The 12,945-nt window shown below is 68.4% G+C and carries 10 protein-coding genes and 2 pseudogenes; 6 read left to right on the forward strand and 6 right to left on the reverse strand.

Going from position 1 to position 12,945, the window contains the following annotated elements:
• Window positions 1-2 precede the first annotated feature (2 nt).
• Window positions 3-749, forward strand: coding sequence for a MetQ/NlpA family ABC transporter substrate-binding protein (locus tag BHQ18_RS10840; protein ID WP_069413581.1), 747 nt, complete (start codon window positions 3-5; stop codon window positions 747-749).
• A 66-nt stretch (window positions 750-815) separates the two neighbouring features.
• Window positions 816-1,439, forward strand: a complete 624-nt coding sequence (locus tag BHQ18_RS10845) for a winged helix-turn-helix domain-containing protein (RefSeq protein ID WP_069413582.1) — start codon at window positions 816-818, stop codon at window positions 1,437-1,439.
• Here BHQ18_RS10845 and BHQ18_RS29080 read toward each other — a convergent pair.
• The 3 genes from BHQ18_RS29080 to BHQ18_RS10855 form a co-directional block, all read right to left on the reverse strand.
• Complete coding sequence (locus BHQ18_RS29080; protein WP_084294007.1) at window positions 1,349-1,744, reverse strand: hypothetical protein; 396 nt, start codon at window positions 1,742-1,744, stop codon at window positions 1,349-1,351. The genes BHQ18_RS10845 and BHQ18_RS29080 overlap by 91 nt on opposite strands.
• Window positions 1,745-1,857: 113 nt before the next feature.
• Window positions 1,858-2,970, reverse strand: a complete 1,113-nt coding sequence (locus BHQ18_RS10850) for a glycosyltransferase (RefSeq protein WP_069413583.1) — start codon at window positions 2,968-2,970, stop codon at window positions 1,858-1,860.
• Window positions 2,971-3,048: 78 nt separating this feature from the next.
• Window positions 3,049-3,960: a dienelactone hydrolase family protein gene (locus BHQ18_RS10855; RefSeq protein ID WP_069413584.1), complete on the reverse strand. Its 912-nt coding sequence runs from the start codon at window positions 3,958-3,960 to the stop codon at window positions 3,049-3,051.
• A gap of 18 nt (window positions 3,961-3,978) precedes the next feature.
• On the opposite strand from BHQ18_RS10855, the gene BHQ18_RS10860 reads away from it, so the two are divergent.
• The 4 genes and pseudogenes from BHQ18_RS10860 to BHQ18_RS10875 form a co-directional block, all read left to right on the forward strand.
• A complete protein-coding gene (locus tag BHQ18_RS10860; RefSeq protein ID WP_069413585.1) occupies window positions 3,979-4,902 on the forward strand; it encodes an SDR family oxidoreductase in 924 nt (307 codons plus the stop codon).
• Window positions 4,903-4,990: 88 nt separating this feature from the next.
• Entirely contained in the window at window positions 4,991-6,781 is a 1,791-nt protein-coding gene (locus tag BHQ18_RS10865; protein ID WP_069413586.1) for an N-acyl-D-amino-acid deacylase family protein, read from the forward strand.
• Window positions 6,771-7,214: a nuclear transport factor 2 family protein gene (locus tag BHQ18_RS10870; RefSeq protein WP_069413587.1), complete on the forward strand. Its 444-nt coding sequence runs from the start codon at window positions 6,771-6,773 to the stop codon at window positions 7,212-7,214. Before BHQ18_RS10865 ends, BHQ18_RS10870 begins: the two co-directional genes overlap by 11 nt.
• A gap of 167 nt (window positions 7,215-7,381) precedes the next feature.
• Window positions 7,382-8,947: pseudogene (locus BHQ18_RS10875) on the forward strand (HNH endonuclease signature motif containing protein); the annotation flags it as partial.
• Between the two features lie 691 nt (window positions 8,948-9,638).
• Here the strand turns inward: BHQ18_RS10875 and BHQ18_RS10880 are convergent.
• From BHQ18_RS10880 to bfr, 3 genes and pseudogenes are all read right to left on the reverse strand, one after another.
• Entirely contained in the window at window positions 9,639-10,121 is a 483-nt protein-coding gene (locus BHQ18_RS10880) for a carboxymuconolactone decarboxylase family protein (RefSeq protein WP_069413588.1), read from the reverse strand.
• Window positions 10,122-10,174: 53 nt separating this feature from the next.
• A pseudogene (locus tag BHQ18_RS10885) lies at window positions 10,175-12,238 on the reverse strand (MDR family MFS transporter); the annotation flags it as partial.
• A 163-nt stretch (window positions 12,239-12,401) separates the two neighbouring features.
• A complete protein-coding gene (gene bfr, locus BHQ18_RS10890; RefSeq protein WP_069413590.1) occupies window positions 12,402-12,887 on the reverse strand; it encodes a bacterioferritin in 486 nt (161 codons plus the stop codon).
• Window positions 12,888-12,945: the final 58 nt, after the last annotated feature.

Here is a 12,945-nt window from a genome sequence, read left to right on the forward strand (position 1 = left end):
CGATGGGTAACTCGGTGCGCGCCGTGGCGACCAAAGGCAAGCGTCCCCTTCGGGTCGGTGCCACCCCGGTGCCGCATGCCGAGATCCTTGATTTTGTCCGGGATCCTTTGGCGGACTGTGGTATCGACCTGCAGATCGAGATTTTCGAGAGCTTCGATGAGCCGAACGAGCTGCTGGTCGCCGGTCGGCTGCAGGCCAACTTCTTCCAGTACCGGCCGTTTCTGGACAATTTCAACCGGCTCACCGGCAACGCGTTGGTGCCGGTGGTGCCGGTGCACACCGAGCCGTTCGGTCTGTACTCCATGACGGTGACGGCCGTCGAGGCGATTCCGCGCTACGCCGAAATTGCGTTGCCGTCGGATCCGGTGAACGTCGACCGCTCGTTGAGGATGCTCACCGAGTTGGGTCTGATCACCCGCGACCCCGTCGGGTTCGCGACCGTATACAACGTCCGCGAGAACCCTCGGGCGCTGTTGTTCAAGCAGCTCAGCAGTTGGACGCTGGCCGAGGTGCGCGCCGATTTCGATGTTGTGTTCCTGTTCGGCAACCAGGCGATGGAGTGGGGTGTCGACATCGGCAGTGCCCTGCACTGCGATCAGGGGAACTCCGCATACGCCGAGTACCTGGTGGCGCGGCCGGACAACTGCGACAGTTACCCGGTTCGTGCGCTGGCCGACGCGCTCAACCGCGAGCAGACGCGGGACTTCATCCTCACCACGTATGCCGGGCAGGTGCTGCCGGCGTTCTGACCGATATTGGGTTCACGGCGAATCAAACCCTGTGCGCGGCGACGTCGTTGACGAGACAGTGGCGTCGTGTACCAGTCCGCGTCGGGGCGGCCCGGCCCCATCGGCCCGGTCGAGGTGGTGCTGGTCATCGAGGTTCCCGCGGATTCGCCGTTGTTGGTCTACCGCACAGCAGAACTCGTCGACGAGTACGGCCGTCGGATCGCGTCGTCGATCCCGGGCCTGCGCGTGCACCAGGCGGTCACCACCCAACCGGGCCAGCGACGGCAGTCGCGGCCGGTGGGCGGGCTGGTCATCGACGCGTGCGACCGTGAGGTACGCGTCGACGGCCGACGACTGCGGTTGACCTACCGCGAGTTCGAATTGCTCCGCCGGCTGGCGGTCGTCCCCTACCAACCGGTGTCCCGCGCGGACCTGGTGGCCGAAGTGTGGCGCGACCGCCCGCCGCCTGACACGTCGCGCACCGTCGACACCCATGTGCGGCGGCTACGGGCGAAGCTGGGCCGGTTCGCCGGGGTGCTCACCACGATCCGCGGATTCGGCTACCGGTTCGATCCCGGTGCCGACGTCCACGTGCGCGACCCGGCGGATACCCGCGTCGATCACAAGGTGGCGGTGATCGGACCCGTCGGCTCGCAGAACGGCTCGGGCGGGTTGCCCTTGACGGCGCACCCGCGGCCGGTGGCGACGTAGGTGGCGCCCGGTTGGTGCGGTGAGTAGAACACCTGAGCGGTCAGCGGTCCGTTGTTCTGCTTGCAGCGTCCCGGTCCCGGATTGCCCTGCAGTTGTACGCACGCGACGGACATGTACGGCGTGGCGCGGTCGCAGGCGGCCGGTGTCATCGTCGCGGTGACCATGTCGATGTTGCCGACGCGCACGATCTGCGGTGCCGACAACTCGTAGTCGCACGGTGAGGTGTCGGGTTGAGCCGTCGCCGTGGCCGGCAGCACCGCCATTCCGGCGACGGCGAGGGCGGCGACCATGGACAACCTGAGCATCCCCGAATGGTAGAGGACCGCACCCCCGAATTTCGGCGACCGTGCGCGTTTGCCTCCCGACACGCCGCGAAATCGACAGCATCTGCGCACGCTCGACCCCCGCCGACCGTGCGTCAAAGCGGTGCGCCGCTCAACGCGTGCAGCATCCCGGCCGCCGCGCCCGGCCAGGTGAACTGCTCGGCGCGGCAGCGGGCGTCGCGGCGGCGCAGCGTCTCGGGTCGACGGATGATCTCGGCGACCGCGCGCGCCATCGCCGCGGCGTCGTTGTCGGTGGTCGCGCCGCTGTCGGCGGTGAGGATCTCGGCCAGCGCCGACGTGCGGGACACCACCGCCGGAGTTCCGCACGCCAGCGCTTCGAGCGCCGCCAGCCCGAACGTCTCGTGCGGCCCGGGCGCCAGCGCGACGTCGGCGCTCGCGAGCATCGCCGCCACGGTGTCCCGGCAACCGATGTAACCGGTGAAGTCCACCGGCAGTCCGACCGCCCGACGCTGCAGGCGCCCGCGCATCGGACCCTCCCCCACGACGACGAGTCGGGCGTCGACCCCCGCGTCCCGCAGCGCCGCGACGCTGTCGATGCTGCGGTGCGCGTGCTTCTCCACCGAGAGACGCCCGCAGTGCACCAGCAGTGTCTGGTCCGGACCGGCCCACCGGCGACGGACCGATGCCGAGCGCCGGCTGGGATGGAACTGTTCGAGGTCCACCCCCAGCGGCACGGTGTGCACGTTGGTGGCGTCGATCCGGTCGAACTCCTCGCGCGCGAACGCGGTCGTACACACCACCGCGTCGTAGTCGGCGGCGGTGCGCGAGTTCGCGGCGTCGGCTAGCGCCCGCGCTGCGCGTGGTGGAAGTGCCTGGCCGACAAGCCGATCCAGGCGTTCGTGCGAGATCATCACCGTCGCGACCCCGTGCCGCCGGCCCCACCGGCCCAACGAACGCAACGTCAGCCGGTCGGACACCTCGATGGCATCCGGCGCGAGTTGTCCCAACAGTGCGGTGACCGGCCCCGGCAGCACCGCGCGGTAGCCGCCGGTGAGCGGGATCAGGTTGGCGGGCAGTGAGATCCGAGTGACACCCGACGGTAGCTCCCGCCATTCGGGCCGCCGGCCGGGCACCACGAGGTAAACCTCGTGGCCACGGGCGTGGTACTCGGCGCCCAGTCGGTCGACCGCCGTGCGCAGACCGCCGGAACGAGGCCCGTAGAAATTCGCCACCTGCACCACCCGCATGCGGTGAATGTGTCCGCGGCGGATGTGCGTTCGCCGACCGTGCGTTGGCCGGGCGACGAACAGCCGGTGAACGGGCGCTCAGGCGACGTGGCGCGCGAGCCAGTCCTGGACGCGCCGCCACGCGTCGGCCGCCGCCGCGGCGTTGTAGCGTTCACCGGTGTCGTTGAAGAACGCGTGGTTGGCGTCGGGTTCGGTGACGAGTTCGAACGTCATGCCCGCCTTCTCCAGCGCCGCACGCGCGACGGGTTCGGTCGCGTTCACCCGCTGGTCCTGTGCGGCGTAGATACCCAGCACCGCAACATCTTTCGACCCAGAGAAATCGGGATCCTCCGGCGTCGGCCCATAGAACGGCACCGCCGCGGCCAGCCGTGGCTCGCCCGCGGCCAGCAGCCGCCACACGAACCCGCCGCCCATGCAGAACCCGACCGCGGCGACCCTGCGGTCGGGCACCCGCCGCTGCAGTTCGTCGATTCCGGACCTCAGGTCGGCCAGCGCCTCCTCGGGCGGGATCGCGCCGAGCGCGGCCGTCGCCTCGGCCGGGTCGCCGAACCGTGCGGTGCCACCCTGGGCCGAGAGCAGGTCGATTGCCAGCGCCGAGTACCCGATGCCGGCGAACCGGCCGGCCACCGAGCGGATGTAGTCGTTGAGCCCCTTGTTCTCGTGGATGACCAGGACGGCGCCGCGGGCGTCCGGCGCTTCGGCCCACGCGCCCTGCAGCTCGCCGCGCGGACCAGCCCATGTCACCGGCGCCGTGGGCAGTGCCGTGTCGGACCCGGGCGGCGGCGCGCCGGCCGTCACGGCCCCGCTCGAGGTCGCCGGCGACTCGGCCGTCGGCTCCTTGTTCTGACTGCACGCGCTGAACAGGGCGGTCGCGGCGGCGGTCCCGACGCCGAGCAGGGCGAGCCGACGCAGCGCCTCGCGGCGGGACAGCAGACCGTCGACGTGATCGGTGGCGATTTCTTCGGCGATATAGCGCTGGAGCGGGGTCACCTCCGCGAGTATGCCCCTATGGCTGCGGCGACGGGACCCGATGCGCTACGCGGTCGGATCGCCGTCGTCGCGGGGGCGACCCGAGGGGCTGGACGCGGCATCGCCGCGGCGCTCGGCGAAGCCGGCGCGACGGTGATCTGCACCGGGCGCAGTAGCGCACGCGGCAACGAACACTCCGACTACGACCGTCCCGAAACCATCGAGAAGACAGCCGAACTCGTGACGGCGCTGGGCGGCGCCGGTGTGCCGGTGCAGGTCGATCACCTCGACGTCGAGCAGGTCCGCACACTCGCTGCGCGTATCGGCGAGGACTTCGGCGCCATCGACGTGCTGGTCAACGATGTGTGGGGCGCCGAGTTGCTCAAAGGGCCGCCGCCGACGTGGAACCGGCCGATATGGGAGCACGATCTGACAGCCGGACTGCGGATTCTGCGACTGGGCCTGGACACTCACCTGATCACGTCACATTTCCTGCTGCCGCTGATGGTCGGGAAACCGGGTGGGCTTCTGGTCGAGGTGACCGACGGCACCGCGGAGTACAACGCCGAGCACTACCGGTTGTCGGTGTTCTACGACCTGGTGAAGACCGCGGTCAACCGGTTGGCCTTCAGTCACGGTCACGAGCTGGCCCCCTTCGGCGCCGCCGCCGTCGCCGTGACGCCCGGTTGGCTGCGCTCGGAGATGATGCTGGACCACTACCGCGTCACCGAGAACACCTGGCGTGCGGCGCTGATCGCGAACCGGCCGGACGGTCCGACCGCGCCACCCGGGTTCGCTGACTCGGAGACGCCCCGTTACGTCGGACGCGGTGTCGCCGCTCTCGCCGCCGACCACAGCCGCGGCCGGTGGAACCAGCGCTCGGTGAGCTCGGCCGAGCTGGCGCGAGAATACGGCTTCACCGACGTTGACGGGCGTCAACCGGACGGCTGGGCGTCGGGATGACCGCAGGTCAACGCGCGAAGTAGACAACTCTCAAAATCTGTTCACCGATTTCGTTGACACCGCATTGCGCGGACGGTTCTATGACGGGGTGACCTACGACACGATCATCCGCAACGGCCGTTGGTTCGACGGGACCGGCGCTCCGTCGGCGGTGCGCACGCTGGGAATCCGCGACGGTCAGGTGGTCACCATCAGCGCCGACGACCTCGACGCGACCGGTTGCCCGCACGTCATCGACGCGACCGGCAAGTGGGTGCTGCCCGGGATGCTCGACATCCACACCCACTACGACATCGAAGTGCTCAACGGCCCGGCGCTGACCGAATCCCTACGCCACGGGGTGACCACGGTGATGCTGGGCTCGTGCTCACTGTCGACGATCCACGTCGACGCCGCCGACGCCGGCGACATCTTCGGCCGGGTGGAGGCGATCCCGCGCGAACACGTCATCGACGCCGTCACCGAGCACAAGACCTGGACCACCTGCGAGGAGTACATCGCGGCGCTCGAGGACCGGCCGCTGGGCCCGAACATCGCGTCGTTCATCGGCCACTCGGACATGCGTGCGGCGGTCATGGGGCTCGACCGGGCGACGCGCAAGGACGTGCGACCGACCGACCGCGAACAGGCGCAGATGGAGCGCTGGCTGACCGAGGCGCTGCGGGCGGGGTTCGTCGGGATGTCTTCGCAGCAACTGCTTTTCGACAAGCTCGACGGTGAGGTCTGCCGGTCCCGCACCCTGCCGTCGACCTACGCCAAGCCGCGCGAGCTGCGCCGGCTCAAGTCGCTGCTGCGCCGCGCGGGCCGAATCCTGCAGTCCGGGCCCGACATTCAGAACCCGCTGAACCTCGGCTCGCAGCTGGTGCAATCGCTGGGCATCATCCGCAATCCGCTCAAGACCAGCCTGCTCTCCGCTGCCGACGTCAAGTCCAACCCCTACAGCATCCATGCGCTGGGGCCGGCCGCGCGGCTGGTCAACCGGCTGGGTGGCAACTTTCGCTGGCAGCACCTACCGGTGCCGTTCGAGGTGTACGCCGACGGAATCGATCTCGTGGTGTTCGAGGAGTTCGGTGCCGGTGCCGCGGCGCTGCATCTGCGCGACGAGGTCGAGCGCAACGAGTTGATGCGCGACGAGGACTACCGCCGCCGGTTCCGCAAGGAGTACGAGAGCAAGCTCGGGATTCGGGTGTGGCAGCGCGACTTTTTCGACGCCGAGATCGTGGCCTGCCCCGACGAGTCGGTGATCGGCAAGTCGTTCGGCGCGGTCGGCGTGGAGCGCGGCGGGCTTCACCCCGTGGACGCGTTCCTCGACCTGGTGCTGGAGCACGGCAGGGAGCTGCGGTGGCGCACCACGATCTCCAACCACCGACGGCGGGTGCTCAAGAAGCTGGCCGCCGACGCGGGTGTGCAGATGGGTTTCTCGGATGCCGGTGCGCACCTTCGCAACATGGCGTTCTACAACATGGGCCTGCGGTTGCTGCGCCACGTGCGCGACGCCGAGCAGGCCGGGACGCCGTTCATGTCGGTCGAGCACGCCGTGCACCGCCTCACCGGGGAACTCGCCGACTGGTACCGGCTGGACGCCGGGCACCTGCGCATCGGGGATCGCGCCGACGTCGTGATCATCGACCCCGCGCGCCTCGACGAGTCGCTGGACCGCTACGCCGAGGCGCCCGTCGAGCAGTACGGTGGCCTGTCCCGGATGGTCAACCGCAACGACGACACGGTCACCGCGGTGCTGGTCGCCGGCCGGACCGTCGTCGTCGACGGGCAACCGACCGGCGTCGTCGGCCGAGAGCGGACCGGACGCTTCCTGCGCGCCGCGCACAAGGCGCCCGCGCTCCCCCATCGGAAAGGTGAACTGGCCAGTGTCGGTTGAGGATACGGTGCTCGGCATGTGGGCCGCGCTGTCGGAGCGCGACTGGGAGGCGGTCAAGACCTACCTGGCCGACGACTGCATCTACCTCGACGTGCCCGTCGGGCCGGCCGCGGCCGCGCGCGGACCCGAGGACATCGTCAAGCGTCTCAAGATCGGCCTCGAACCGCTGGCGTCCTACGAGAACTTCACCGGCCTGATGGTCGACAACGGCGCCGATGTGATGTACGAGCACCGCGAGGAATGGCACTGGCCCAGCGGTGAATCCGCGGTGCTGAACTTCGTCAGCGTGCACCGGGTGGAGGACGGCAAGATCACGCTGTGGAAGGACTACTGGGACATGGGCGCGCTGGCCAACAACGCCCCGCCCACCTGGATGGAGGACTTCGCGAACGCCGACATGAGCTGGGTGTTCGACGCGACCGGGCTGGTCTGACGAAAGCTCGCTGTGGCCTGCATGTAGCCGCCTATCCACCTGAACAGAAGCGTCAACGCCGCCTTACCGCCGGGTAGCAGAGCTGGCCCGTTCGACAACCGGGTTTATCCCCAAGTGGGAATTGATCCCCAGCTGTGAGGTTTTGGCCCCTGCGCGTCGGTGGTCGAATGTATGTTCGAAGTATGTCGGGGACGGAGTCGCAGGACGCGCTGGCGGCGTTCCGCGCGGCCGTGGATGGGTTGGCGGCCTGCGATTTCGACCTGTCGACCGCCCCAGAACTGATCGCCGTCCTCGACGAACTGGAAACGGTGAAGTGCCGCCTGCCCGCGATCGGGCACCGCGCGTTGGCGCGGTTGCAGACCGAGACCACTCCGGCGGCGCTGGGCGCCAAATCGTGGCGAGAAGCCTTAAGTGTGCGGTGGCGGATCTCGACCAGTGAGGCCAACCGGCGCCTGACCGAAGCTGAGCTGCTGGCCCCGCGCCAAGCCTTCACCGGAGAGGTGTTGCCGCCGCGGTTGCCGGCCGTCGCGGCGGCTCAGGCGCATGGGTTGATCACCGCCGAGCATGTGGACATCATCCGCAAGGCGATGAACAAGGTGCCCGGCTTCGTTGACACCGCGACCCGTGAGCGTTTCGAGCTGGATCTGGTGCGCACCGCTGCCACCGCCGGGCCCAGCGAACTGCAGGAAGATGCGAGGCTGCGGTTGTTTCTGATGGATCAGGACGGCCCGGCCCCGGATGAGGCCGAACGGGCCCGCAAACGCGGCGTGACCAAGTCCAAACAGGGCGAGGACGGGATGGTCGAACTACGGGCCACCATGACCCCGGAGGCGTGGGCGGTTTGGGAGGTGTTGTTCGCCAAGTTCGCCGCCCCGGGCATGTGCAATCCCGCCGATGAGGAGCCGTGTGTGTCGGGCACGCCCTCGCAGGCGCAGATCGACAACGATCAGCGCAGCCTGTCCCAGCGCCAGCATGATGCGCTGCTGGTCGTGGGGCGGATCGCGTTGATGAGTGGGGATCTGGGCCAGCTCAACGGGTTGCCGGTCTCGGTGATCATCCGCACCACGCTGCAGGATCTGGAGTCGCGTGCCGGGGTGGGCACCACCGGTGGGGGCACCGTGGTGCCGATCGATGATGTGGTGCGCATGGCGGCTCACGCGCGTCACTATCTGGCGGTGTTCGACCGGGCCACCGGCTCAGCGTTGAACCTGTACCGCGCCAAGCGCGTCGCCAGCCGCGCGCAGCGGATCATGCTGATCGCCCGCGATGGCGGTTGCACCAAACCTGGCTGCACCGTCGGGGCTTATGGGTGCCAAGCTCATCACGTCATCGACGACTGGACCGACGGGGGTCAGACCAATGTCGATGAGCTCGGCCTGGCGTGTGGGCCCGATAACCGCAGCGTCAACAATGACGGCGGCTGGACCACGAGGATGAGCCAGCGCCACGATGTGGAATGGCTGCCCCCGCCACCACTGGACACCGGCCAGGCCCGCCTGAACTACCACCACCGCCCCGAACTGCTCCTACGCCCCGACGACGACGAGGAACCCTTCGACCCGGCCGCCGAAGCGGCCAAACGAAACCGCCACCTCCAAACCGACACCACCACACCCCCGACAGACGCCGCCGACGCGGACCCGGCCGAGCCCGCCGACGGGGATGACCGGGATGCCGAACTGCGTCCGTCGCCGACCGACCTTGCCGGCGAACCTGGCGACGATGCGGATCCGGTCGAGTCCGTCGACGACGGTATGCCGTTCGAGCCCACTGCGGCCGAACCGGCCGAGGCCGCTGACGCGGATCATCGGGATGCCGAATTGCGCCCGGCGCCGACCGACCTTGCCGAGGAACCCGGAGTGGCCGCGGAACCGGCCGAGTCCACCCACCAACCGGGCGGGGCCGCCGAACCGGGCGATCCCCAAAACGACCGCGAGCCCGACCCGAGCCCACCGCCGGCCGACCCCGCCAACGAACCGGCGGGGACCGCAGAACCGGTCGACCCCGTCGACGGGCACCATCGCGACGCCGAACCGACTGCCCCACCGCCGGACCCCGCCGACCAACCCGGCGGACCCTCACCACCCGGCGGCCACGCGGCCTGACCGCCGCTCACGCTGCACCTGGAGACGCAGAAGCGTCATCCAGACCTGGGGCCTGCGTCGACCCGCATTGGAGCCATACGGGCCCTAGACGACGCGCATCGCAGAATGCACGGCGCCGCGAGCTGCCGAACTTGTCCAGCTACGCCGTGCGTCATCGGGATGTATTGATGCGAACCAGATCCCACCTCGGCGGTGAAAGGGTCGGAGGCAGCCTCACCTGCATCCCGTCGCGCACGAAACTTCGCGCTCCAGCAGTTCGATGCGGCTCCGCGACGCCGTCGGCCTCGAGTTGGGCGATCGCCGAGGGTCGGTCACCGGGTCACAGCGTGATCTTGCAGCTCTGCCCGATGTCGAGCGTGCGAAGCATCCGACCCATCCCCAGCCACATCGCGCACGACAGCGCGAGATCGGTGAGCAATTCGTCGGAGAACTCCGCGCGGCAGCGCTGCCAGAAGTCTTCGTCGTCGCGCAGCCCGGTGTGGTCGCTGGCGAAGCGCTCGGCGAACTCGGCGGCGATGCGTTCCTGTGCGCTGTACCCCGGCCACGTGCGCCACTCGGCGGCGTGGTCGTAGAGGTCCTCGTCGACACCGGCGGCCAGGCCTTCGGAGTCGCGGGTGTTCTGGCACACCACGCATTCGTTGTCGAGCGCGATGACCATCCGGGCGAGTTCGCGCACCCGCATCGGCAGCCGGTTCTTGGAGTAGACGGCGTTGGTGAAACCCGCCATCGCCACCCCGATGTCGGGTGATTTGACCACCCAGGCCGCGGCGTCGTCGTCGGCGAAATCTCCGATTCGGCTCATAGCGGCATGCTACGCGCGCAGGCGCAAAAGTGGAACGCGTTCTAGTTTTCTGGTCAGCGGCCGGCGGCCACCGGACGGTCGTCGGTCCAGTCCCGCTGCACGAGCATGCGGTGCGCGATCCGTTCCAGCGCGGCCTCGACCTGGAGCTGGTCCGGGCGGCCCTCGAACGACGGCGAGGCGGACAGCTTCTCGATGATCCGCCCGACGATCGCGCTAGAAATCGCGTCGACCTGACGCACACCCTCCTGTGTCAGCCAGAGCCGCCCGTCGGTGCGCAGCGCGAGGTTGTCCCCCACAAGTTCGTCGAACGTCGGCTCGATGACTTCATAGGGCGCACGCAGCCTTTCGGCGATGTCGGTCAGCGTCGCCGACCCGAACACCTGGTTCTGCCGGTAGATCTGCAGCAGCCCCCACATCTGGCTGACGTCGAGTTCACAGCCGGGTTGGGCGGCCAGGCTGCGTAGCCGCAGATCCGGCGAGTCGCGGAACAGTCGCCCGACGGCCACTTCGAGGATCTTCTCGGGAGACTCCGTGCTCGGCATGCCGAAACCTTCGCCGAGGTCGCTGGCCGACACCGTCTCGAGTTCGCGCAGTCGAACCTCCTTGAGAAACAACGACACGACGAAACCGACCAGCGCGACCGGCGCGGCGAACAGGAAGACGCGCCCGAGCGAATCGGCGTAGGCGTCGACGATCGGAGCGGCGATCTCGGGCGACAGCGCGTGCAACGCCTGCGGCGACTCGGCGGCGCGCGGCGACGCCCCACTGGCGGCCAGGGCCGCGGGAATCCGGGCGGCCAGAAAGTTCGCGAACAGGCTGCCGAAAATAGCTGCGCCGAAAGAACTTCCGATGGTCCGGAAGAAGGTTACCCCGGAGGTCGCGACGCCGAGGTCGGCGAACTTCGACGTGTTCTGCACCACCAGGATCAGCACCTGCATGCACAACCCGATCCCGGCGCCGAGGACGAACAGGTACACCGACTGCAACCAGATCGGCGTCGCGGCGGTCATGCCGGCCAACAGCAGGAACGCCACCGTCATGATCGCGGTGCCCGCCACCGGGAACACCTTGTACCGACCGGTGCGCCCGACGATCTGCCCGCTGCCGATCGAGGTCAGCAGCATGCCCGCCACCATCGGCAGTGTGCGCAGCCCTGACGTCGTCGCCGAGACCCCGTTGACGAACTGCATGAATGTCGGCAGGAACGTCAGCGCCCCGAGCATTGCGAAGCCGACGATGAACCCGAGGATGCAGCACACCGTGAACACCGGGCTGGCGAACAGCCGGATCGGCAGAATCGGTTCGCGGGCGCGGGTTTCCACCCAGACGAAGATCGCCAGCGCCACCGTCGAACCGACGAACAGCCCGATGATGATCGGCGATGACCACGCGTAGGTGCTGCCGCCCCAGCTCGTCGCCAGGGTCAGCCCGGACGCCCCGAGCCCGACGAACAGGATCCCGGCGTAGTCGATGACCGGCTTCGAGGTCTTGCCCATGGCCGGGATGGCCACGGCTGCGACCGCGAGCACCACCAGCCCCACCGGCACGTTGATCCAGAACGCCCACCGCCAGCTGAGATGGTCGGTGAAAAACCCGCCGAGCAGCGGGCCGATGACCGTGGTGACCCCGAACACCGCCCCCAGCGCGCCCTGGTAGCGCCCGCGGTCGCGCAGCGGGATCACCTCGCCGATCACCGCCATCGCGGTGACCATCACCGCACCGCCGCCGATACCCTGCAGTGCGCGCGACGCGACGAGCACGGTCATCGAGCCGGCGATACCGCACAGCACCGATCCGCCCAGGAAGAACAGCACCGACACCTGGAAGACCGCCTTGCGGCCGAACATGTCGCCGAGCTTGCCCACCACCGCCGTCGCGATCGTCGACGCCAACAGATAGCTGGTGACCACCCAGGACTGGTGGCCGGCGCCACCGAGATCGGCCACCACCGTCGGCAGCGCGGTCGCGACGATCGTCTGGTCGAGCGCGGCCAGCAGCATGCCGAGCAGCACCGCAACAAAGATCAGGTTGCGGCGCTGCGGGCTGACCGTCGCGCCGCCCGGCTCCGGGTCGACGGCGGCGGCCGGCGTGGCCTGGCTCGTCATGGTGTCCTTCCGACGCGATTCTCTCCGCCAGCCGTATCGTTAGACAGGCTAGAAAAGTTACGCGTCCGGAGGGGATAGGCTGCGCGAGGGTGCACAAAACGCCGAAAAAGCCCGGCGCGTCGCGCGCAAACACGCACCCTCGCGGTACAGAAGTGCGCGGTACCGAAGTGAAGGGTTACAGCGACGTCGGGGGGCGCGACACGCACTGCGCCGCGTAGAGCTCGTCGCCGAGCTTGTCCATCAGCGCCAGCTGCGTCTCGAGGTAGTCGATGTGGTCTTCCTCGTTCGCCAGGATCTTCTCCAGCAGCGTGGCCGAGGTGGCGTCACCCTTCTCGCGGCACATCATGATGCCCGGCCGCAGACGCTGGACCACCTCGTGCTCGATTGCCAGGTCGGCCTCGAATTGCTCGCGCAGCGTTTGTCCGATCCGCAGCGAGAACAGCCGTTGATAGTTGGGCAAGCCGTCGAGCAGCAGAATGCGGTTGGTGATGTCCTCCGCATGATTCATTTCTTCGAACGACTCTTTGCGCGTATATTCGGCGAGTTCGGTGAAGCCCCAATTGGCCTGCATCTTGGAATGCAGGAAATACTGATTAATGGCTGTCAATTCACTCGTCAATTGCTCGTTGAGCAATTTGAGGACGTCCGGATCGCCTTGCATGGTCGCTCCTGAGCTTCTGAGGGCTGGTCAGAGATTGCTGTAGGTCGTGCACGTCTCA

The organism is Mycolicibacterium flavescens (assembly GCF_001722335.1).
Classification (GTDB): Bacteria; Actinomycetota; Actinomycetes; order Mycobacteriales; family Mycobacteriaceae; genus Mycobacterium; species Mycobacterium flavescens.